Origin of the sequence: Rubrivirga sp., assembly GCF_965213695.1 — a bacterium.
Classification (GTDB): domain Bacteria; phylum Bacteroidota; class Rhodothermia; order Rhodothermales; family Rubricoccaceae; genus Rubrivirga.
This window is the reverse complement of sequence record NZ_OZ243912.1, coordinates 1,385,288-1,408,688: the sequence shown is the minus strand read 5'-3', so window position 1 is coordinate 1,408,688 and position 23,401 is coordinate 1,385,288. Positions and strand designations below refer to the sequence as shown.

Genomic DNA, 23,401 nt, shown 5'->3' with positions numbered 1-23,401 from the left:
GGGCGGCTAGAACGCGATCTGGACCTGGCTGCGGAACGAGACGAGCGGGTCCCGAGCGCCGTCGCTGGGGAGGAACACGTCGAGGTTCAGAGCCAGCCGCGTGTTCTCGGCCGCGTACAGGTTGAGGCCCGGCGTGAGGAGCACCCCGTCGCTCTCGCCCACGGGCCCCTCGGCGTCGGCGACGCTCGCGCGGAACAGCGGCTCGACGGCCACGAGCACGTCGCCGGTCGGGCCCGCCAGGCCGCCGACGCGGTAGGCGACCCAGCCCTGGGCGCCGACGAACCCGTGGTCCTGGAACGGGTCGAGCGTGCCGGCCACCACCTCGCCGAGCGCGTGGAACCCGGGCTCGCCGTAGTCGCCGACCTCGAAGTCCAGCGCCATCCCGCTCCCCCGCTTCGTCTCGCCGGAGGGGTCGGCGCCGGACCCCGTCTGGAGGCCGGGCGGGTCGGCACGGGCGAACGCCCGGTTCGTCACCCCCAGCCCGACCTTGACCCCGGCCACGGGCGCGACCTGGAGGCGGGCCGCGACCTGGCGGATGTCGGCGTCGCCTCCCTCCTCGCCGGTCGCGCCCCGGAAGTACCCGGCGGCGTAGACCAGCGCGCCCGCCTCGCCGAGCACCTGGACGCCGACCGACCGGCCGGCGTAAGACAGGGTCTCGAGCGTCCGGTAAAGCTCGACGGCCTCCGCCCCGCGGAACCGCCCCCCCCGCTCGATCGGCGTCAAGGTGGCCGCCGTGGTCGCGTCGATGATCCCGAACGGCCGCCCGCCCTTGCCCACCAAGACCCCGAACGAGGGGACGAACTGGAACAGCGCGTAGGCCTCGTTCAGCTCGGCCGCCCCGCCTACGGCCGCGTTCGCGAGCTCGGCCTGGAGCCGCCCGCTCACGATCGGACTCACGCGCGCGTTGGCGGCGAGCCGGACGCGGCGGAGCGCGAGCTCTGTCGGGTCCTCGTCGGCCTGCCGCGACGTGTTGAACTGGGTCTGAACGAGGCCCCCAAACGAGAGCTCGGGCCCCCCGCTCTCCAGGTTCGGGTCCTCGGCCACCTCCTGGGCGCGGGCGGGGTGGAGCGAGAGGGCGAAGACGAAGAGGACAGCGGCGTGACGGAGCACGGGCGGGGTGGGGTCGGTGGGGGACGTGGGCCAACGACCGGCCGCCCGGCCCGGTTCGCGGCCCCCGAGCCGCTCCGCCGCTGAGCGCAGGGCGACGTCGCCAGGGGACTGCGACTGTTCCGCGTGACGCCAGGGCGAGCGCATGCTATCTGAACTCGGCCAGAGCGACGCCCTGTCGCGTTGTGGCGGAGCCCCGAGGCCGTGAGACCGGGGACGGAGGACCGAGGACCGGGGCCCTCCAACGATCCGAGCCGGCCTCCCGTCCCCGGTCTTCGGTCTGGGCGAGCGAGAGCAAAAGAGTCCTCGCTCCATTTCTTAGCATGCGCTCGCCCTGCGCGTGACGCCGGCGCGCGGGCCGGCGGCCGTCGTACCATCTGGCCGCCCCGCCCCCGACCGCATGGACTCCGCCCCTCCTCCCGACTCCGAGGTCGCCACCACGATCACCGACGGCGACGTCCGCGTCGGCGAGACGCCGGGCGAGCCGGACCGCCGGAGCCCGTGGGCCTGGGTGCCGACGCTCTACTTCGCCGAGGCGCTGCCGTACATGGCCGTGATGGCGCTCGCCGTCATCCTGTACAAGCGGATGGGGCTGTCGAACACCGACATCGCGCTGTACACGAGCTGGCTGTACCTGCCCTGGGTCATCAAGCCGTTCTGGAGCCCGCTCGTCGACGTGCTCAAGACCAAGCGGTGGTGGATCCTGGCCACCCAGATCCTGATCGGCGGCGGCCTGGCCGGCGTGGCCTTGACGTTGCCGACGCCGGGCTGGGTCCAGGGCTCGCTCGCGTTCTTCTGGCTGCTCGCGTTCGCCTCGGCCACCCACGACATCGCCGCCGACGGGTTCTACATGCTGGCGCTCGACGAGCACGACCAGGCGTGGTACGTCGGCATCCGGAGCACGTTTTACCGGGCGGCCATCTTCGCCGTCTCGGGCGCGGTCCCGTTCCTGGCCGGCTCGCTCGAGAGCTCGACCGGGCTGGGCGCCGTCGACGTCGAGGTCCGGGCGGTCCCGGCCGAGGCCGGCGCCCCGCTGCTGACGCCGGAGGCCCTCCCGCTGGGGGCGACCGACCGGACGGCCGCCGCCGGCGCCGAGCGCGGGGACCTGGAGCTCTCGGCCTCGACCGACGCGCTCGACGTGCCGCTGGCGCTCCGCCCGACGGCCGACGTCGATTCCCTCATCGCCACGGCGCGGGCGTCGAACCGAGCCGCCGGGTTCTACCCCGTCGAGGAGGCCACGGCCGGCGACGACGACGGCCCCTCGTGGTTCGGGCGAACCGTCTCCGGCCCGCTCGGCCGCGCCATCGCCGAGCTGTTCGGCGAGCAAGAGGCCGCGCCGAGCGCCGTCGCCGGCAACGTCGGCGTGGTCGCGTTCCGGCTGTCCGGCCCGCCGCCGCCGGGCGAGGAGGTGGCCGTCAACCTCGGCCTTGAGGACGGCGACCCGAGCTTGCACCTGGTCGAGGGCGGCCAGCGGTTCACGTTCACCGAGGCCAACTGGGACCGCCCGTTCGCCGCCGTCGTCCAGGCCGACGCCAAGCTCGACGGGCCGACGGCGGCCACCTTCCGGGCCACGTCCGGCAACATCCCCCTGGCGTGGTCCATCTCGTTCTTCGTCCTGGCCGGCGTGTTCCTGGGCCTCATGGCGTGGCACGCCTTCGTGCTCCCCCGCCCTGCCGTCGACGTGGGCGCCGAGGGCGCGGGCGCCGGCGGGATCGTCCAGTACCTCGGCTTCCTGGCCGCGTTCATCCCGACCCTCGCCGTCTTGCTCCTCCCGATGATGATCGCCGGGCTCGTCGCGCCGCGCACGACCGGGCCGTGGGGCCGCATGTTCCGAGCCCTGCCGTTCTCGGGCACGCCGTTCGCCGAGACGATCGTGTCGTTCTTCGAGAAGCCCGAGATCGGCATCGCGGTCGCGTTCGTGCTGTTCTACCGGTTCGCTGAGGGCCAGGTGGTCAAGCTGGTGACGCCGTTCCTGCTCGACTCGGTCGAGGCCGGCGGGCTCGCGCTGACGACCGGCGAGGTCGGGCTGGTGTACGGGACGGTCGGCGTGGCGTGCCTGACGGTCGGCGGGATTCTGGGCGGGATCGTCGCCGCGCGCGACGGGTTGGGCCGGTGGCTGTGGCCGATGGTGCTCGCGATCAACCTGCCGAACGCGGTCTACCTCGTCCTCGCCATCGTCCGGCCGGAGAGCCTGTGGGCGATCTCGGCGGCCGTCGGCGTCGAGCAGTTCGGCTACGGGTTCGGGTTCGCGGCCTTCCTGCTGGTGCTCATCTGGATCGCCGAGGGCGAGCACAAGACGGCCCACTACGCCATCGGGACGGGCCTGATGGCGCTGGGCATGATGATCCCGGGCATGTTCTCGGGCTGGCTCGAGGACATCGTCGGCTACCAGAGCTTCTTCGTCTGGGTGCTCATCGCGACGATCCCGAGCTTCCTGGTCGTCGCCCGGATCCGGATCGACCCGTCGTTCGGAAAGAAAAAGGACGACGAGGCGGCCACGTGACGGCCGAGATCCGACCGCTCCGGCCGGACGACGACGGGCTCGCGCTCTGGAACCGGAGCGTCCCACTCGACCCGATGACGCCGGCCCGGTTCGCCGAGCAGACCGACGCCGACCTCGCCCTCGTCGCCGTCGAGGCCGGCCACGTCGTCGGGCTGGGTGTCGGGGCGCTGTGGCCGGTCGCGGGCGACGTGCGCGGGAGCGCCCGCCTGCTCGCCGTCGACCCCGGGCGGCGGCGGCGCGGGATCGGGACGGCGCTGCTCGACGCGCTTGGGGACGGGCTCCGCCAGCGCGGGGCGACCGCCCTGCGCCTGGGCGAGTGCGCGCCGGTCTACCTCACGCCCGGCGTCGACCTCCGCCTGGAGTCCGGCCTAGCGTTCGCGGAAGCGACCGGCTTCCACGCCATCGGCGAGTCGGTCGACTTGGGCGTCGATCTGGCGCAGGACTGGGCCACCGACGCCGACGAAGCCCGGCTTCAGGCCGAGGGCGTCGCCGTCCGCCGCGTGTCGGGCGACGCCGACCGGACCGCGCTCGGCCGGCTCCTCGACGCCGAGTGGCCGGCGTGGCGCCCCGAGGTGGCCTTGGCTCTGGCTCACGACCCGCCGGCGGTTCACGTCGCCCTTCGAGACGGGGACTCGCTCGGGTTCGCGGCCCACAGCGCCAGCCACGTCGGGCTCGCGTGGTTCGGCCCGATGGGGACGGCGCCGGCCGCGCGCGGGCTCGGCATCGGCGCCGTCCTGCTCCGCCGCTGCCTCGCCGACCTGCGCGCAGCCGGCCGCGACCGGGCCACGATTGCCTGGGCCGCCTCGCTCCCCTTTTACGAGCGAGCCGTCGGGGCGACCGTCGACCGGCGCTACCGCCGGTTCGAGCGGGGGTTGTAAGGACTACCCTTGCAGGGGCTCGCCGAGTCGCCCCTACCCGAGCCCGGCGTAGAGGTCCGCCAGATCCAGCGCCACGCCCAAGGCGCCAATCTCGACGGGGCCCTCGGTGACGGGCTCGTCCCGAACCCACGTCGTCTCCGTCCGCCGCGCGAGCTGGGCCCAGCGCCGGTCGGGGTCGGCGTAAAGGACGGTCTGGATCGAGGGGACGCCGCGGTACAGCGCCAGCTTCTCGCCGAGGTCGTACGCCCGGGTGTCCGGCGAGAGCACCTCGCACACGACAGCCGGGTTGACGAGCGTCATTTTTCGGTCGTTGACGAACGCCGGCTCACCGCAGTAGACCGTGACGTCGGGGTAAACGTACTGACCTCCAGCGAGCACCTCGACGCGCATGTCGTTCGAGACGGGTCGGCAGTTCGAGCCTCGAAGCGCGACGAGGAGGGCAGAGCCCAGGTTGAGAGAGACGGTGGCGTGGGCGAACGTTCCTCCGGGCGTCGGGAACACCTCACCAAAGTGGTACTCGTGGCGGACCTCTTGCGTCGTCTCCCACTCGAAGTACTCCTCCGGGGTGAACGTCAGCGTGCGGGCGGCGGTGGCGGGCATGGCAGTAGGGGCAGAGCGTCAAGGTAGGGTCAGCCGTCGAGGGCTCGGCGCACGGCGTCGGCGATCACGGCCGCACGCTGGCGCTCGTCCACGATCGACTCGAGCGGGATGCCGACGCTGACGGCCCGTCCGCGCTGGACGGCGGCCCCCCGCTCGGCGTCGCCGTAGAACCGGACGACCTCGGCGCCGGGCACGGCCCGGAGCACGTCGGGCCGGCGGACGGCAGCGCGCTCGGGACCGTAGTCGACGCCGAACGGGGCGAAGGTGTCCTCGACGGCGAGCGCGCGCGTGGCGGGCGCCTCAGTCGGCTCGACGACGCCGACGGCCTCGACGCCCAGCCTCTCTCGGACCCAGGCAGCCGAGGCCGGATCAGTCGCCGCGTCGGACGCCCAGTGCGCGCCCGAGACCACGAGCGCGCCGCCGCCGTCGAGGGTTGCCGAGAGACGGTCGCGGAGCGCCGCCGGCAGCGCCTCGAACGCGGGCTGGCGGGCGTCGTCGGGGTCGGGCCACGGCGTCCGCCGCTCCAGGCCGAGCGCGAGGTCGACCGCGTCGAACCGGTCCAGACCGACCGTCCCATCCCAGACGGCCTCGTCACTCGACGACGAGACGGAGTAGCCGGCCGCGACGAGGGCCCGGGCATGCGCCGCCGCGTGGTCGCGGTCGTTGCCCATGACGGGCGTCCCCTCCAGCTCGCGCCCGCTCGCGCCCCACCCCGGCTCGCGGTCGCTCACGAACGCGAGGCTCGGGTCGAACAGCCGCTGCGCGCCGACGGCGACCACACCCAGTCCCTCGGGCACGCCGACCGGGTCTACGAATCCGACGCGGTCCGGCTGGTCGACGGCATCGGGTGCGGCCACCCGATCGAACCCGTCGATCACAAGGACGTCGCCCAGGCTCTCGGCCGGCTGGCCGACGGCGAGCGCTTCGGACGGCCGCCCCTCCCCGCCCGCGTTGACGCCGGCCACCCGGTAGCTCCGCACGACGCCCAGCGGCGGCGCGGGCAACTGGGCCGACGTCCCCTCGACGCGCGTCCCGGCGTCCCACCCCCACTCGCCGTCGCGCGCGTAGACGACGTACGCCGTCGGGAGCGCGTCGGGCTCGACGGGATCGGGCTGGGAACGCCAGCTTAGCGCCACGGCGTCGCCGGTCAGCTCGGCCGCGACGTGCGTCGGGCGGAGCGGCTGCGGGACGAACGGCTGGCCGCGCTGGTCGGCGAGGAACCGGCCGAGCCCTTTGTAGACCGCGCGGGCCGCGTCGAACCGGAACCGGGGGTCGAGCGCGTGGCGCACGTCGCGGTAGTTGTGGTGCGACAGGAGCTCGATCAGGATCGACGGGACCGTCGGCCGAGCGGCCTCGGAGTAGTTCCGGTCCCACAGCGGGCGGCGAGGCCAGTCCGGCGTGTAGAGCCGGCGGAGGTCGTCGACGATCTGGGTCTGGACGCCGTCGGCGAGGTCGCGGTTGGCCAGACGCGAGACGCCATTCGGGAACGTCCGCGTCGAGTCCATACCGGGGACGTCGTAGATCATCAAGGTCCCGATCAGGCCGTCGCGGGTCTGGCCGGCGTCGGTGTGCCACGCGACCGAGGCGTCGATGGGGACGCCCAGGCCCGGGTTATCCCGGTCTCCGGTCGGGCCGAACGGCGCGCCGCGGAGCCAGCTTACCCACTCGCCCCGGCTCCGGTAGTCGTCGACGTAGTCGCCGTCGGGCTCGCCGGTCACGTTGTAGACCGACGGCGGGGCGCCGGCGAACTGCTCGTAATACCGTGCGGCCTCGGTCCACCGCGGTTTTTCGCTCGCCGCGCCGCCCCGACGGATGACGCCGGTCCCTCCTCCGAACCGGACGGCGTCGGCCGAGACCGTCCCGCCGTCGCCCCCGAGCAAGACGACGGCGCCGTCCGTGCCGGCCGCGAACTCGAAGGTGCCGAGGTACACCCACGTCCCCGCCCCCATCGTCTGGTTGACGACGACCTCGGACGTGCCGCCCGCATGAGCGACCCGGTACCGCGTGGCCACGGACCGGTCCGGGCCCGGCGCGTAGCTGACGTGGATGGCGTACGCCCCGGCCTCCGGGATCGTCGGCCGCCACGTCGCCGAACCCGAGGCGCCGGCCGCCTGGCGGGACGTGCCCAAGCGGAAGGGGTTCTCGCCGTCGCCGTACGACGGGCGCGGCGCGAAGCCGGCCGGCCCATCGGTCCAGCGCCCCGTCTCCGAGTAACCCGGCCCGCCGTCGTCGACGATCACCTCGCGCGCGCGGACGTCGCGCTCGCGCGCCAGGAACGTGACAGCCCCGGCCCGCTCCAGCATCGGCGCCAGCTCGCGCGTCACGAACCCGACCGTGAGCAGATCCTCGACCGTCGTGAAGAGGCGGGCGCGCTGCCAGCCCCACAGGCCGTCGCCCGGAGCGCCTGGGCCGCCCGTCGCGTTGTGGTACCACCCGTGGCTCGGCCATAGCGCGACGTGCCGGCCCGCCATCCCGGCCGTCGGGACGCGCTCGGCGTCGGCCGGGCGGACGAGCGCGGGGCCGGTCACAGACGGGGCGAATACGCGGTCGGCGTCGCGGTCGGCCGCCGGACGCTCGGCGTTGGGGACGAGCGCGGCGAGCGCGGCCCCTCGGGTTTCGACCCGGACCGACGCGCCGGGATACACGCCTCGGACGGCCTCTGCGACGGCCGCCTCGAACGCGGCCACGGACTCGGGCCGGGCCGGCGCGTCGCCCAGGTCGCGCGAGAACTGGACCACCACGGCGCCCCCGACCACGTCGACCGTGTCGACCTGAACGCCTGGTCCGACGGCCAGCCCGCACCCGCCCGACCGGCACCGCGCGAGCACGCCGTCGAGCGCCGCCATTGCGCTCGCGTTCCGCGCGGCCGTCTCGGCCACCGGTGCCTCCGGCGGCACGGCGGCCGGCGGCCCGGACGCGGCGCACCCGGCGACCGCGAGCGCAGCGAGAACGAGGAGGGAAGAGCGGACGGGCATCGGCGCGGGGGGGATCTGCCCACAGGTACGCCTGCCTCGACCGACCGTTCGCCAACGCCTCAGGCTGCAATTCTCCGCTCGCGGATGACGGTTCTGCAAACGTTGTCAAGAAAGACCGGTCTGTTGGGGCCGGCGGCGCTAGACTACGGGCTCCATTCCCTCGGAGCCCGCCGCGTCGCGTGCTGCTCACCCAGGATGGGGCGCCCGGCTCGGCCGGGTGACAGCGCGCAGGACCCGACAGGCCCTCCCCAGACCGCCCGGTCATGCCCGCTTTCGTCGGCACCGCGTCCCGTGCCCTCCCCACCCCGGAGCCCTCGTTCACCCGCCAGCCGTGGCGCGACCACGGCGTCGAGCGCGTCCCGGTCCTGATCTTCGACGACCCCGGCGCGCTCGCCAAGCAGGCCGCCCGCCAGGTCCGCACGCTCGTCGAGGCCAAGGCAGCGGCCGGCGACACGGCCGTGCTCGGGCTCCCGACCGGCTCGACGCCCATCGGCGTCTACCAGGAGCTCATCCGGATGCACCGCGAGGAGGGCCTGGACTTCTCGAACGTGGTCACGTTCAACATCGACGAGTACGTCCCGATGGACCCGGACAGCTTGCAGAGCTACCACCGGTTTATGCGGGAGAACTTTTTCGACCACGTCAACGTGCCGCCGGACAACGTCCACATCCCGCGCGGGGACCTCCCCGAGAGCGAGATCGAGGCCCACGCCGCCGAGTACGAGCGGCTCATCCAGCGGGCCGGCGGGATGGACCTGCTCTTGCTCGGGATCGGGCGGAGCGGCCACATCGGGTTCAACGAGCCCGGCTCGACGCCCGACGACCGGACCCGGCTCATCGTGCTCGACGAGATCACGCGGAAGGACGCCGCGTCCGACTTTTTCGAGGAGCGCTACGTCCCGCGCGAGGCCATCACGATGGGCGTCGGGACGATCCTCGACGCGCGCGAGATCATCCTGATCGCGACCGGCGAGCACAAGGCGCCCATCGTGCGCCAAGCCGTCGAGGAGGCCCCGAACCAGCAGGTCTCGGCGACCTACCTCCAGCTCCACTCGAACGCCTCGTTCTACGTCGACCGGGCCGCCGCGTCCGAGCTCACGCGCGAGAAGACGCCGTGGCTCACGCGGCGCGTCGAGTGGACGCCCGACGCGGCCAAGCGCGCCGTGATCTGGCTCTCGCGCGAGACCGGCAAGGCCATCCTGCGCCTCGACGCCGGCGACTTCCACCGGCACCACCTCCACGACCTGGTCCACGCCCACGGCGTCGACACCCTCTGCCAGACCGTGTTCGAGGACTTGCGCCAGCGCGTGATCTACCGCGACCGGCTCCCCTCGAAGGAGAAGGTGATCGTGTTCAGCCCGCACCCCGACGACGACGTGATCTCGATGGGCGGGATGTTGCACGCGCTCGTCCGCAACCAGTGCGACGTGACGGTCGCCTACATGACGAACGGGTCGGTCGCCGTGTTCGACCAGGACGTCCGGCGGCACCTCCAGTTTGTGGGGATGGCCCACGACGTGCTGGCGCCGGCCGCCGAGGACGGGCTCCAGGACCGGATTACGACCATCTTGCGCGACCTCGACAAAAAGAAGCCGGCCCAGGTCGACACCGGCGACGTCCAGAAGATCAAGGCGTTCATCCGCTACACCGAGGCGATCGCGGCCATCGAGGTGATGGGGCTCGGCGCCGAGCACGCCCGGTTCCTCGACATGCCGTTCTACAAGACGGGCCGCGTCAAGAAGGCGCCCATCGGCCAAGCCGACGTCCAGATCGTGCTCGACCTCTTGGAGGAGACCGGGGCGACGCACCTGTTCGTGGCCGGCGACCTTTCGGACCCGCACGGGACGCACCGGATGTGCTACAGCGCCATCGACCAGGCCGTCCGCCGCTACGGCGAGGGGCTGGCGACCGCCGACCCCGGTGGCGACGGGGCACCTGCGAAGAAGGGCCGCCGCAAAAAGGCCGACGACGACCCGCGCCCGCTCGTCTGGCTCTACCGCGGGGCGTGGCAGGAGTGGGAGATCGACCGGGCCGACGTGTTCCTGCCGCTCTCGAAGGCCGAGCTCGACCTCAAGATCGAGGCCATCTACAAGCACGAGAGCCAGAAGGACCGGGCCCTCTTCCCCGGGGCCTACGACGACCGCGAGTTCTGGGAGCGCGCGCGCGACCGGAACGCCGAGACGGCGCGGGCGCTCGACGCGCTCGGCCTGCCCGAGTGCTACGCCGCCGAGGCGTTCGTCACCGTCCGCGAGATGCCCTAATCACAACGCCGTCCGGCGGCGGGTGACGTAGGTCCCTCCAGAATCACCTTGCGGAGCTCGCGTCCCGGCCCCATCTTCGGCGGCGGCGGCCCGAGACCGCGCCCCGTTCCGAAAGCGCTTTCCCCTTTGCACAGGCCCGTCCGCTGATGACCCTTGCCACCGCGCTCCGCATCCCCGTCCTCCTGCTCGTCGCCGCTGCCGCCCCGCTCGCGGCGGCCCAGACGTCCGGCAAGCTCTCCGGCCGCATCGTCGACGAGGGCGGCCAGCCGATCATCGGCGCGACGGTGTTCGTCGTCGAGACGTCGCGTGGGGCGACGGCCGACGTCGACGGGTACTACACGATCCTGAGCGTGCCCGCGGGCACGTACACCGTCCGGATCTCGTCGATCGGGTACGCCACCCAGTTGACCGAGAACGTCAACATCGACATCGACCAGACGACGGCGCTCAACGTCACGCTCCGGCCGGAGACGGCGACGTTTGAGGAGGTCGTGGTCCGGGCCGAGCGCCCGCCGGTCGAGGTCGACGTGTCGAACTCGCGGACGAACATCGGCTCGGCCGAGATCGCCGCGCTGCCCGTCGCGTCTATCGAGAACGCGGTCCAGCTCCAGGCCGGCGTCCAGGACGGGTTCACCATCCGGGGCTCGGGCGCCGACGAGATCGCGTTCCAGGTCAACGGGCTCACGTTGCGCGACGAGCGGAACAACGCGCCGTTCACCAACATCAGCCTGGCGTCGGTGGAGGAGGTCCAGGTCCAGACCGGCGGGTTCAACGCCGAGTACGGCAACGTCCGCTCGGGCGTGGTCAACGTGGTCACGAAGGAGGGCGACCCGCGCCGGTACCAGGCCGACATCCGGACGCGCTACAGCCCGGCGGCCCAGAAGAACTTCGGCGGGAGCGCCAACGACCTCGACGCCTACTGGATCCGCCCGTTCACCGACCCCGCCGTCGCGTTCACGGGCACCGGCAACGGGGCGTGGGACCAGGCCACCCAGGACCAGTACCCGGACTTCGAGGGGTGGAACTCGATCTCGGCCGGCCTGCTCTCGGACAACGACCCGACCAACGACCTGACCCCGCAGGCGCTCCAGGACGCGTTCCTGTTCCAGCACCGGAAGTCGTTCGAGATCACGATGCCGGACTACGAGGTCGACCTCGGGATCGGCGGGCCGGTCCCGGGCGGGCAGCGGCTGGGCAACCTCCGCTTTTTCGGTTCGTTCCGCCAGGAGGAGGACGCTTACCTCGTCCCGCTCCACACCGACCGCTACGCCGAGCGGACGGGCCACCTCAAGCTGACGAGCGACGTCCGGCCGGGGATGAAGCTGAGCGTCGAAGGCCGCTACGGCGCGCTCGAAGGGACCGCCTCGACGCGGTCGGGCGCCATCAGCACGGGGACCGGGAGCGTCTTCCGTTCGCCCGAGAGCATCGCGACCTACCTCTCGGGCGTGAGCCCGATCGGGTCCAGCTTTATCGACAGCCGGACGTTCTCGGGCGACTTCTGGGGGCCGTCGCAGACGACGTATGACCAGGTCGGCGCCCAGTTCTCGCACGCGCTCTCGGCCACGTCGGTGTACCAGGTCCGCCTCAACCGGTTCGAGAGCCGCTACGACACGAACCCGGGCCCGCGCCGGGACTCGACGATCGTCGCCACGTTCGGCGGGGTCGGGTTCAACGAGGGCCCGTTTGGGTGGCAGCCGTTCCCGTCCGAGGGCGTCGACGGGATGCGGATGGGCGTCGGGATGTCGAACGCGCGCGACTCGTCCCGCGTCACGACCTACAACGTCCAGGCCGACTACACGAACCAGCTCACGCGCTTTGCCGAGGTCAAGACGGGGCTCGAGTACAACCTGACTCGGAGCCTGATCAACTACGCCCGGATCGACTCCTTCCTGACGAGCTCGAACGTGCGGACGGTCTGGGACGAGACGCCGATCCGAGCAGCCGGCTACGCCCAGACGAAGCTGGAGCTCGACGGGATGATCGCCAACCTCGGCCTGCGCTTGGACTACTTCACGGCCGGCGGCAACTGGTACGACTACAACCTGTTCGACCCGGTCCTGGCCGGCGTCCAGCTCGGCCGCGACGGGACGCCAACGGCCGCGCTCGACTCGCTGCTGGAGACGTCGCCCGCGCGGAGCCTGGTCACGCTGAGCCCCCGGCTGGGCGTCTCGTTCCCGGTGACGGAGTTGAGCAAGCTCTACTTCAACTACGGCCACTTCCGGTCGCTCCCGGACTCGGACCAGCTCTACGTCGTGCGGGCGTTCTCGGTCGGCGGCCAGATCACCCAGATCGCTGACCCGAACAACCCGTTGCCGCGAACGATCGCCTACGAGCTCGGCTACGAGCAGTCGTTCTTCGGCCAGTTCACGGCCCGGGTCGCCGGCTACTACAAGGACGTCTCGCTCGAGCCGCGGCTGGTGACGTACCAGAGCCGCGACGGCCGCGTCGAGTACGACCGGACGGAGGCCAACAACTACGCCGACATTCGGGGTTTCGAGGTGACGCTCCAGAAGCCGACTGGGAAATACGTCAACGGGTTCATCAACTACACCTACGACGTCCGCCAGTCGGGCTACTTCGGGTTCCGGGACGTCTTCGAGAACTCGACGACCCAGCGCGAGCAGGAGGAGAGCGACGGGCTCCGGCGGCTGGCGTCGTCGCGGCCGGTCCCGCGCCCGTTTGCCCGGGCCAACCTCAACCTGTTCTCACCGATCGACTTCGGACCGAGCCTGGGTGGGGTCCACCCGCTGGGCGGCTGGCGGACGTCGTTTATCGGCCGGTGGCAGGACGGCGGGGCCTACACCTGGGGCGACAATGGCGTCGCCGCGCCGGGCGTGACCCAGAACGTCGCGGTCCGCGACCGGTGGTCGCTCGACCTGCGGTTCCAGCGCGAGTTCGCCGTCGCCGGCCGCGAGGTCCTGTTCTATGCCGACGTCTACAACGCGCTCAACCGCCGCGAGATGTCGTTCTTCGGTACTCGGTTCTACGGGGCCGCCGACGGGAACGACCGGAACGCCTACCTCGCCAGCTTGCACTTCCCGGCGAGCGACGACTACTCGAACATCCCCGGGACGGACGTCGTCGGCGACTACCGGCCGGACGACGTGGCCTACCAACCAATGTTCTCGGTCCAAACCCGGACCGAGCTGGGCAACCCGGATCCCGGCGCGATCTACTACGAGGAGAACACGCAGACCTACATCGTCAACCGCGATGGGGTGTGGTCCCCGGCCGACCCGGCGCGCGTGGACGAGGTGCTCGAAACGAAGGCCTACATCGACATGCCGAACCAGGGGTACCTCAACTTCCTCAACCCCCGCGACGTGTTCTTCGGCGTCCGCGTGAGCCTCTAACGCTGTGACTGGTCGTGAGCCGTATCCCCCGTCCGTCCGCCCCTCGCTCCGCTCAGCGGGCGGACGGACTGTCCCCCTTCAAGGGGGACAGCTCCCGCTGTACGGAGCGGAGCGATGGCAGCGGGAGCGGGGGGTCGGCCCACGAGCCACCTGACACCCTCTAGGCCCTCCCCTGCCCGCCGGGCCCCTCTCGCCGGCAGACCTCCGACTCATGCCCCTCGCTCCTTCCGTGCGCCCGACCGCCCGCCTTTTCCTCACTCTCGGCCTGCTCGCCGCGACGTTCGTAGCCGCGCCCAGCGCGAGCGCCCAGTTCCAGACCAAGTGGGTCTCGGGCGGCTCGTTCCACAACTGGTACTCGTCGGCCGGGAGCGAGATCGAGGAGGGGCTCGTCCGCGTGCAGCAGTACGGGTGGCGGTGGCCCGGCGTCTACGACTTCAAGGACTCGCAGGCGGCGAAGGGGCTGTGGATCGGGGCCCAGAACGTCCGCGACGAGTTCGGGAATGACTACCCCGTCCGCGTGGTCCACGTCGGGCCGCGGACCACGGGGATCGGCGAGATGTTTCCGGTCGCCTTCGAGCTGGTAAGCAAGTACCCGCTGACGGTCGTGACCGTCGACGGGGACCAGTCGTTCGCCTCGGCGGCGATGGTCGTCGACCGCGTGGACCCCGACATGGAGGCCGACTTTATGCTGATCAGCCGGGTCAACACGCTCCTGGGGATCACGATGGAGCGGCGCGTGATGCAGTTCAGCCAGGAGTACCACGACAACTACCACGTGATCGAGTACGTCCTGACGAACACGGGCAACACCGACGGCGACCCCGACATCGAGCTCCCGAACCAGACGCTGGAGGGCGTCATCGCCTACCTCCAGTACCGGCTGGCGGTCTCGGCCGAGACCCGGTACGTGATGGGGAACCCGACCGGGTGGGGCAAGAACACGATGAACGACGCCCGCGGCGACGGCCTGTTGCCGGACAGCCCCGGCGAGCAGTTCCGGGCCCAGTTCTCGTGGCACGGGCTCTTCCCGGGTCGGAACGTCAGCTACGACAACCTGGGTGGGTCGATCCAGCAAGAGGCCATCAACGTGGCCCCGGCCGACACCGTCGGCCGCCTGGGCGCCAGCTCGTTCGCCGGCGTCGTCACGCTCCACGCGGACGCCTCCGCGTCGGACGAGTCCGACGACCCCGGCCAGCCGTCGACGACGAACTGGGTCGGCTCCGACGACACCTACCAGTCGAACAACGACCCATTCAGCATCGGCCGGATGACGACCGAGTACGGCGTGATGTCGCAGGGGCACAAGTCGCCGCGCCACGCGCTCGCCGTCGAGCCGTCCGGCTTGCCGGGCTTCCTCAACCCGACGCGCGACCCGTCGGCGGCCGAGGGCCAGGCCAACTCGGGCGGCTACTCGTTCGGGAACGGCTACGGGCCGTACACGCTGGCGCCGGGCGAGAGCGTCCGGTTCGTGATCGCCGAGGGGAGCGCCGGGCTGAGTCGGGAGGCCAACACGGTCATCGGCCGCCAGTTCAAGGACTCCGGCAACAACGCCAACGCCGGGCTGACCTACGCCGGCGAGACCAAGACCAAGAACGAGTGGGTGTTCACGAGCCGGGACTCCCTGTTCCAGACGTTCCGCCGGGCGCTCGCGCTGTACGAGGCCGACTTCGAGATCCCGGAGCCGCCGGCCCCGCCGCTGACGTTCGACGTGTCCGGCGGCGGCGACCGGATCGTGCTCACCTGGGAGCCCAACGCCGAAGGGCCCCAGCCCGACCGCTGGGAGATCTACCGGGCGTCGTCGCGGCGGGACAGCACGTACACCCTCGTCCACACGGCCGGGCCCGGCGAGACGTCGTACGCCGACACGTCGCCGGTCCGAGGCGTCAACTACTTCTACTACCTCCAGGGCGTCCGCGACGGGGCCGCCAACGACGGCGGGGCGCTGACGCCGGCCGGCCGGCCGCTCCGGAGCTCGCGCTACGCGACCCAGACCTACGACGGGTCGACGCTCAAGCGCCAGCAGGGCGAGTCGCTCGAAGCCATCCGCGTCGTGCCCAACCCGTTCTACATCGGGGCCAGCCGTGGGCTCGGCGGCGACACGGCCCTGCGGTTCCCCGACCGGAACGACAAGCTGGCCTTCTTCAACATCCCGGGCATCTGCCGGATCGACATCTACACCGAGCTCGGCGAGCTCGTCGACTCGATCGAGCACACCGACGGGTCGGGCGACGAGTTCTGGGACCACACGACGTCGTCGCGGCAGGTGGTCGCGAGCGGGCTCTACATCGCCGTGATCACGGTGACCGAGGACGTGGTCGACCTTGACACCGGGGCCACCCTGTTCCAAGCCGGCGAGCAGGCCTTCCGCAAGTTCGTCGTCATCCGCTAGAACCGTGGCCCTCTCATCCCGTCGACCCCGGAGAACGTGTGCGGAGGCCCCTGCGGCGTCCCCTCTCCCTTGGGGAGAGGGACAGGGTGAGGGGTCCGGTTACACGCCGACTTCGGGCCGCCCCCCTCACCCCAGCCCTTTCCCCCCGAGGGGTGGAGGGGGAGCCTCCCCTTCCAAGGCTACGCCCCCCCCGCCCCGTCTCCGCAGTCGCATCCCGCTTGCGACGGGGACGAGGCGGGGCGGTCGTGGTCGTCGCGTCGCCCGTCGGCTCATGCCAGCACATCGCACCGCCCTCTCCCCCATGCCGACGCCCGTGCTCGCCCGCTTCCTCCTGCTCGTCTTGTTCCTCGCGCCGGCCGCGCTCGCCCAGCAGGTCGAGGAGCGCGACAAGCTGGCCCAGTCGGGGATGAAGTTCCTCAGCGTCTCGGCCGACCCCCGCGCGGCGGCGCTCGGTGGGGCCGCGACGGCGCTCACGACCGGGCCGGGCGCCCTGTTCTACAACCCGGCTGGCCTGGCCCGCGCCGAAGGCGGCGCCGGCGTGTTCCTGGGCCAGACAAACTGGATCGCCGACGTGAGCTACAACCACGGGGCCGTCGCGCTCCAGCCCGCCGGCGGGCGCTACGGCACGTTCGGAGTCTCCGTGATGGCCGTCGACTACGGCGAGCTCCAGGAGACCGTGTTCGACGCCACCACCGACGACGGCTTCCGCGACCTCGGCACGTTCTCGCCGACGGCCTTCGCGCTGGGCGTCGGGTACGGGCGGACGGTGACGGACCGGTTCTCGGTCGGCGGCCAGGTCAAGCTGGTCACCCAGGACTTCGGGGCGGTCCCCGTCTCGGAGGCCGGCTTTGACCTGACGCGCGAGGACGTCTCGGAGAGCGTGCTGGCCTACGACTTCGGCGTCTTGTACGACACGCCGTTCCCGGGCCTGGCGTTCGCGGTCAGCGCCCGCAACTTCTCGCAGCAGGCGGCCTTCGGCGACGGCGAGGGGTTCCAGCTCCCGCTCACGCTCCAGATCGGGGCCTCGCTCGACACGCGCGGGCTGACGGGGTTCGACCCGTCGCTCCACCGGCTGGTCCTGGCCGTCGACGCCGAGGACCCATACGACTTCACGAGCCAGATCGAGGCCGGCGGCGAATACACGTTCGCCAACACGTTGGCGCTCCGGGCCGGCTACGTGTTCCCGTCCGACGTCCAGGGCGTCAGCCTGGGCGCCGGCGTCCGCCAGCGGCTCGGCGGCGTCGGCTTCGGGGCCGATTACTCGTACAGCGCCATGAGCGTGTTCGACCCCGTCCACCGGATCGCCGTCCGGTTCGACCTCTAACACGCCAGCGAGGGAGGCGCGCGGGAGCGACCTCCCGCCCATGGCTCCCACCTCATCACGGCTAGCTCCGTCCCTTCAGACCTGTCATCCTGAACGAACGTGAAGGATCTCAACTCGGACCTCCAGACCGACCGCACCGGTGCTGACGGCTCGGAACGTCGGCGTCGAGATCCTTCGCGCGCTCAGGATGACACGATGGGGAGTTCTCGGTAGACCCGGACACTCTCTCCTTTTCCGTTCTCCCATGCTCCGCCTCGCCCGTTTCGGGACCGCCCTCGCTCTCATCGTCCTCGTCGCCGCGTGCGACTCGGGCGAAGGCAGCAGCCTCTACGACCCTGATGTCGACCGCAACCCGGCCCCGGTCATCGCCAGCGTCAGCCCCCAGGGCATCGTCCTGGCTGGCGTCGACGTGGTGACCATCGAGGGCCAGAACTTCTCGGCGACGCCGACCGACAACGCGGTCGTGTTCGACGACGCCCAGGGCAACTCGGCGCCGGGCACGATCCTCTCGGCCTCCGCCACGCGGCTCGAAGTCCGCGTCCCGAACCTCCCCAGTGCGGCGCTCCGCCTCCGCGTGGCCGTCCTGGGCTCCCAAGACTACAGCAACGCCGTCTCCTTTCCGCTGACGGCCGCCGTTGTGCCGTTCGGGGAGCTCTCCCAGACGGAAGTCCCCTCCGGGATCGCCGCCGACGCTGACGGGACGCTCTACCTCTCACTCGCGAGAGAGGAAGTCGCCGTCGGCGTCATCCAGATCGCGGCGGACGGAACGCGGTCGGACTACTTCGACTCGACGTTCCCGTGGTCCGACCTCGCCTTCGCTGGTGACCAACTCGTCGGGGTCCGGCGGGTCCGGGCCGTGTTCGGGCTGCCGGAAGGCGGCAGCCAGCAGGTGCTCTCGGCGTTCCAGCCGTCGTCGCTCTCGCTCGTCGCTATCGCGGGCAGCCCGGACGGGTCAACCTACGCGGGCGGCAACGCCCAGACCTTATTCCGCGTCGCGCCCGATGGGCCAACATCGGAGACGGCCCTTCCAACGACGGTCCGCGCGCTTGCTGCCGCGGGCGGCCAACTCTACGTCGTCTCAGGCGGGACGGGCCCGGGCCGCATCTACTCGCTTCCCATCGCCAGCGACGGCTCGCTCGGCGCGCCGACGGCCATCGCCGACCTCCCGGCCGTTGGCAACGCGGTTGCCGTCGCGACGGACGGGACGCTGTTCGTCGGGCTCGACCGCGTGGTCGACCCGGTCGTGACGGTCTCCCCCGCCGGCGACGTCTCCCCGCTCTACCCCGGCGTGCTCCGGGGACCAGCCTCGGCTCTCGCCTACGGGGCAGGAAGCCAACTCTATATGGTTCGTGGGGCCTCGGCAGACCAGCGGGCCGACGTCCTCCTCATCGAGACCCGGCGCGAGGGCGCACGCTAGGCCCGGATCATTCGGGCTACTTCACGGTTCCCTGACGAACCACCTCCCGGGCCTCTCCGGCTCGGAACTCCTTCCCACCTCCCTCCTCTTTCCATGCGAAAACTGCTACTCCTGGCCTTCGTGGCCTCCCTCCCGTTGACGGCCTCGGCCCAGTGGACCTTCGACACCGTCTTCCCCCAAGACACCCTCGCCACCAACGGCAACGGCTTCCAGGGCATCGCTGTCGACGACGACGGGACGGTCTTCCTTCAGACATTCAACACGGCCGCCGACAGCATCGACATCGCGGGCGTGCGGACGGGTGTGTTCGGCCTCCGCATCTTCAACCCGGACGGCTCGGAGGTCGACGCCTCCCCACTCGTCTTCATCGACTACGCCGACGGCACGACGCCGCGCGACACGCTCGGGTACTACTCGTACACGAGGGCCGACGGTACGATCGGGATCGATACCCGGACGGGCCGTGGGATCCGCTACTGCGAGGCCGAGGACGCCGTCTACATCTCGCAGTTCGCCACGATCTTTAAGATCGATGCGGACACGTACAAGGGCCTCGCCCGGGTCAACCCGTTCCCCGGCGCCACGGAGAACCTTGACGCCTCGCTCTCGGCCGTCGGCGTGGACGACAACTGCAACGTGACCGTCCAGTCGGTCGGCACGGGCGGCCGCCAGATTACTCAGTTCGACCCGAACCTTGAGGAGTCGACCGGCACCGTCGGCTTCGCAAGCGACTTCACACGGACAGTCCTCGTTTCGCCCGACGGCAACACCGTGTTCGAGACGGCGTTCGAGAACCCGTACGCCGTGGTCTACCAGCGGGAGAACGAATTCGCCCCGTACGACTCGCTCGGGTACACGTTCGCCGGCCTCCGCATCGAGGCGACGGCGGTCAACCCGAAGACGGGCTACTACTGGGTCAGCTCGGGGAACCCGCTCAACCCCGGCAACAACTTCAACGACATCGACCCGGCGACGGGCGACACGCTGCGGACGTTCTACACGTCCCAGACGTTCTATGCCTTCGATCCGGCCGACCTGTTCGACGCCGACGGCAACCCAGTCCTGAACCCGATGCCGGTCGACAGCCTCCTCTACCGGGAGCCGGGCATCTACGTCAGTGGCCCCCGCGACGTTGGAGGGTTGGGCCGCCCGCGCAGCATCGCGTTCACGGCAGACGGCGACACGGCCTATGTGGCCCTGTTCAACCTCGCGGGCGGTGCTCAGCGGTTCATTCGCGGCGGAGGCACGGCGACCGAGCCGGGCGCCTTCTCCTCGGGCTCGCTCGAGCAGAACCGGCCGAACCCGTTCTCGGGCACGACCGACATCCGGTTCGAGCTCGACCGAGCGGCGCAGGTGACGCTCCGCGTCTACGACACGACGGGCCGCCAGGTGGCCACGCTCGCCGACGGCCCGTTCGCGGCCGGTCCGCACGCGGTCTCGTTCGACGCGGGCTCGCTCGCGGCCGGCGTCTACGTGTACACCCTCAACGTCGAGGGCGAGGTGCAGAGCCGGCGGATGATGGTCGTCCGCTAAATGGCCCCGCCCCTCGGGGCGACGCCCGACCATCGAGGGGGCGCCGAGCTTCGGTTCGGCGCCCCCTCTTTTTCTGTGGACGCCCCCCTTTATACCGGTAGCCCCCTACATCTGGACCTCTTGGTCTGGCAGACCCACCCACAGACGTCATCCCCGCGCACGCGGCAGGACCGGTAACTTCTCATCCACCTACTTGTCATCCTGAGCTTGCGAAGGATCTCAGCGCCAGCGTTGGAGGCCATTGGAGTCGGCACGGCAAGTTTCCATAGTCCGAGTTGAGATCCTTCACTCCGTTCAGGATGACAAACCTGGAGGGCTTGAGGTAGGACTTAACAGCCCTGCCGCGCACGCGGGGATCCATAGGCCGCCGCTCGCTGAGACGGAGCCCCGCATGGATTCCCGCGTGCGCGGGAATGACTCGTGGTAGTTGTTTGGCATCAGAAGAACGTCGCACTCCCTCCTTCCTCCCCGTTCCCATGCGCTTGCTCCTCCTGTCCCTGCTGGTCGTTGCCAGCGTCCTCCGCCCTGCCGCCGCGCAGGAGCTCCCGAAGCACGAGTTCCGCGGCGCCTGGATCGCAACCGTCGCCAACCTCGACTGGCCATCGTGCCGGACGTGCAGCGCCAGCTCTCAGCAGGTGGAGTTGGTCGGCATCCTCGACAAGCTCCAGGACGTCGGCATCAACGCGGTCCTGTTCCAGGTCCGAACCGAGTCCGACGCCTTCTACGACTCGCCGTACGAGCCGTCGTCGTACTGGCTGACGGGTGAGCAGGGCGCGGACCCCGGCTACGACCCGCTGGCGTTCGCCATCGAGGAGTCCCACAAGCGCGGGATGGAGCTCCATGCCTGGCTCAACCCGTACCGCGCCGACCGGGGCTCGAACTACGCCAAGGACTCGACGCACGTCACGGTCCAGCATCCCGAGTGGATCCTTGACTTCGGCGCGATCCAGATCACCGACCCCGGCCTCCCCGCCGTCCGCGACTACGTCACGACCATCGTCGCCGACGTCGCGCGGCGCTACGACATCGACGGCGTCCACTTCGACGACTACTTCTATCCGTACCCGCCCAACCAGATCACGAACCAGGACGACGCCTCGTTCGCTCAGTACGGCGGCGGGCTCAGCCGAAGCGACTGGCGGCGGTCCAACATCTTCCAGTTCGTCGAGCAGGTCCGGGACAGCTTGGCCGTCGTCAACCCCGACGCCGTGTTCGGGATCAGCCCGTTCGGGATCTGGAAGAACGGCGTGCCCTCCGGCATCACCGGCCTCGACGCCTACAACACGCTCTACGCCGACGCCGTGAGTTGGCTCGCCAACGACCTCATCGACTACGTGACGCCCCAGCTCTATTGGAAGTTCGGTGGCGGGCAGGACTACGGCCTGCTGGCGCCGTGGTGGGAGTCGGTCCGCAACGACCGCCACCTCTACCCCGGCCACGGGCTCTACCGCTCCGACCCCAACACGTTCTCTAACACGCTCTTCGCGGCAAACGAGGTACCGCGCCAGGTCCGCTTCAACCGGGTCACCGAGGGCATCCAGGGCAGCGTGTTCTTCCGCGCCAAGAACCTGACGCAGTTCCCGTCGAAGGGCTTCGCCGACTCGCTCCGGACGGACCTCTACCGCTATCCCGCGCTCCCGCCGCCGATGGACTGGCGGAGCCAGGACGCCCCACGCGCGCCGACCGACCTCGCGCTGGACGACGACCCCGCCGACGGCCAGCCCGGCGAGGTCGAGCTGACGTGGACGGCGCCCGCCGCCGGTGACACCCAGGCCCGGTTCTTCGCTGTCTACCGCGTGCCCCAGGCTGAGGCCGGCGACCTCGACGCGGCGCTGGAGCGGGCCGAGAACCTGGTCGGCGTGACCGGCGAGACCGTCTTGCGCGACGTGCTCCTCGACGGCGGCGCCTACACCTACGTCGTCACGTCGGTCAGCCCGAACTCGATCGAGAGCGCGCCGAGCAACGCGGCCACAGTCTCAGGCTCGGTCGACGCCGAGAACGGCCCGGCGCTCGCGCTCCGCCTGGACGCCCCGCGCCCGAACCCGTCGGCGGGCCCGGTGACGCTGGCGTTCACACTGCCCGAGGCCGCCCGCGTCACGCTCCGCGTGGTCGACGTGCTCGGCCGCGAGGTGGCCGTGCTGGTCGATAGCGACCAGGCGGCCGGTCCGCACACGGCGACGTGGAGGGCACGTACGCCGGGCACCTACCTCGTCGTCCTCGACGCCGACGGCGCGCGAATCACGCGGCCGGCGGTCGTGGTGCGGTAGGGTCCCCGCGGGGGCGCATAGACGGCGTCCCCGCGGTCCTTACTGGGCCGTGTCGCTGCGAGGATCTACTCCGCCTTCTCCAAGACTCGGAGGACGGCGTCGACGAACGTGTGGGCATCGGCGAGGAGGTCCGCCGCACCGGCGGTGTCCGTCACCGTCACCGCCTCGTAGTCGGCACGCTCGCGCAGGCTGGCTGCGTACGGCAGGGTCCGACCCAACTCAGCCGGAACGAGACCTGGAAGGACGGCCCGCTCTCGAAATCGGTGGTGGACACCCCGATGCGTCCGTGGCTCCTCGCCGTAGGTCAAGAGAAGCGCTTGGGCCACGTAGAAACAGGCGTAGTACGCCCGGTTGAGTGCGCCCTCTACGTCACCGTCGTCGAGGACAAGACGGGCCGTGCTGAGCGCCCGCCTCGCCTTCTCGACGAGCCGTGTCTGCTGGTCGGTCACAGCGTTACCCCCTCGCGGTCGACGTTCCTGGGGAAGGTGAGCGTGTGGTTGCGAAGTTCGCCATCCCCGTAGGGCTGAGCCGACACGGCCACCCCGTAGCGGTCGAGGAGGTCGAGCGTTACGGGGACGAGCCGATCCTTCAACTCGCGGTGTGCCTGGTAGTCGCCCCGGAGGACGACCAGCAGGTCGACGTCGGAGTCGGGCCGGGCGTCGCCGCGCGCGCGCGAGCCGTAGAGGACCACCCGGACCAGGCGGTCCCCGTAGATCGCTTCGAGTCGGGCCTTCGCCTCGGCGAGGGCGGCCCGGACGTGGGGCGGCGTCGAGTCGGGAAGGACAGCGGTCATG

Annotated in this window: 14 protein-coding genes; 9 read left to right on the top strand and 5 right to left on the bottom strand. The window is 71.0% G+C overall.

All coding sequences use genetic code 11. The features are described from left to right. Positions 1-6: 6 nt before the first annotated feature. Positions 7-1,110, bottom strand: a complete 1,104-nt coding sequence (locus tag ACOOHE_RS06120; protein WP_420456918.1) for a porin — start codon at positions 1,108-1,110, stop codon at positions 7-9. A 397-nt stretch (positions 1,111-1,507) separates the two neighbouring features. Between ACOOHE_RS06120 and ACOOHE_RS06115 the strand changes: the two genes are divergently transcribed. Together ACOOHE_RS06115 and ACOOHE_RS06110 are read left to right on the top strand one after the other, a co-directional pair. Continuing rightward, entirely contained in the window at positions 1,508-3,610 is a 2,103-nt protein-coding gene (locus tag ACOOHE_RS06115) for an MFS transporter (protein WP_420456917.1), read from the top strand. After that, the gene (locus ACOOHE_RS06110; RefSeq protein WP_420456916.1) at positions 3,607-4,488 is read left to right on the top strand and encodes a GNAT family N-acetyltransferase; all 882 of its coding nucleotides are present in this window, start codon (positions 3,607-3,609) and stop codon (positions 4,486-4,488) included. The genes ACOOHE_RS06115 and ACOOHE_RS06110 overlap by 4 nt, the downstream gene beginning before the upstream one ends. A 33-nt stretch (positions 4,489-4,521) precedes the next feature. Here ACOOHE_RS06110 and ACOOHE_RS06105 read toward each other — a convergent pair whose 3' ends face one another. Continuing rightward, on the bottom strand, positions 4,522-5,088 hold the full coding sequence (locus tag ACOOHE_RS06105; protein WP_420456915.1) for a Uma2 family endonuclease: 567 nt from the start codon (positions 5,086-5,088) through the stop codon (positions 4,522-4,524). A 29-nt stretch (positions 5,089-5,117) separates the two neighbouring features. Continuing rightward, the gene (locus tag ACOOHE_RS06100) at positions 5,118-8,063 is read right to left on the bottom strand and encodes a xanthan lyase (RefSeq protein ID WP_420456914.1); all 2,946 of its coding nucleotides are present in this window, start codon (positions 8,061-8,063) and stop codon (positions 5,118-5,120) included. A 263-nt stretch (positions 8,064-8,326) separates the two neighbouring features. Here ACOOHE_RS06100 and nagB point away from each other — a divergent pair, with 263 nt between their 5' ends. The 7 genes from nagB to ACOOHE_RS06065 all read left to right on the top strand — a co-directional run bounded on the left by nagB (position 8,327) and on the right by ACOOHE_RS06065 (position 22,607). Continuing rightward, positions 8,327-10,324 carry a glucosamine-6-phosphate deaminase gene (nagB, locus tag ACOOHE_RS06095; RefSeq protein ID WP_420456913.1) on the top strand — a complete coding sequence of 666 codons (1,998 nt, stop codon included), beginning with the start codon at positions 8,327-8,329 and terminating at the stop codon, positions 10,322-10,324. A 146-nt stretch (positions 10,325-10,470) separates the two neighbouring features. After that, on the top strand, positions 10,471-13,677 hold the full coding sequence (locus tag ACOOHE_RS06090) for a TonB-dependent receptor (RefSeq protein WP_420456912.1): 3,207 nt from the start codon (positions 10,471-10,473) through the stop codon (positions 13,675-13,677). 229 nt (positions 13,678-13,906) lie between these two features. Further along, on the top strand, positions 13,907-16,066 hold the full coding sequence (locus ACOOHE_RS06085) for a hypothetical protein (protein ID WP_420456911.1): 2,160 nt from the start codon (positions 13,907-13,909) through the stop codon (positions 16,064-16,066). Positions 16,067-16,367: 301 nt separating this feature from the next. Beyond that, positions 16,368-17,390 carry a PorV/PorQ family protein gene (locus tag ACOOHE_RS06080; protein WP_420456910.1) on the top strand — a complete coding sequence of 341 codons (1,023 nt, stop codon included), beginning with the start codon at positions 16,368-16,370 and terminating at the stop codon, positions 17,388-17,390. 244 nt (positions 17,391-17,634) lie between these two features. Then, positions 17,635-18,807: an IPT/TIG domain-containing protein gene (locus tag ACOOHE_RS06075; RefSeq protein WP_420456909.1), complete on the top strand. Its 1,173-nt coding sequence runs from the start codon at positions 17,635-17,637 to the stop codon at positions 18,805-18,807. A 93-nt stretch (positions 18,808-18,900) separates the two neighbouring features. Then, positions 18,901-20,340 carry a T9SS type A sorting domain-containing protein gene (locus ACOOHE_RS06070; RefSeq protein ID WP_420456908.1) on the top strand — a complete coding sequence of 480 codons (1,440 nt, stop codon included), beginning with the start codon at positions 18,901-18,903 and terminating at the stop codon, positions 20,338-20,340. 476 nt (positions 20,341-20,816) lie between these two features. After that, on the top strand, positions 20,817-22,607 hold the full coding sequence (locus ACOOHE_RS06065; protein WP_420456907.1) for a family 10 glycosylhydrolase: 1,791 nt from the start codon (positions 20,817-20,819) through the stop codon (positions 22,605-22,607). A 65-nt stretch (positions 22,608-22,672) separates the two neighbouring features. On the opposite strand, the gene ACOOHE_RS06060 is transcribed toward ACOOHE_RS06065, so the two are convergent. Both ACOOHE_RS06060 and ACOOHE_RS06055 read right to left on the bottom strand, forming a co-directional pair. Then, positions 22,673-23,056, bottom strand: a complete 384-nt coding sequence (locus tag ACOOHE_RS06060) for a HEPN domain-containing protein (RefSeq protein ID WP_420456906.1) — start codon at positions 23,054-23,056, stop codon at positions 22,673-22,675. Beyond that, entirely contained in the window at positions 23,053-23,400 is a 348-nt protein-coding gene (locus tag ACOOHE_RS06055; protein ID WP_420456905.1) for a nucleotidyltransferase domain-containing protein, read from the bottom strand. Before ACOOHE_RS06055 ends, ACOOHE_RS06060 begins: the two co-directional genes overlap by 4 nt. Position 23,401: the final 1 nt, after the last annotated feature.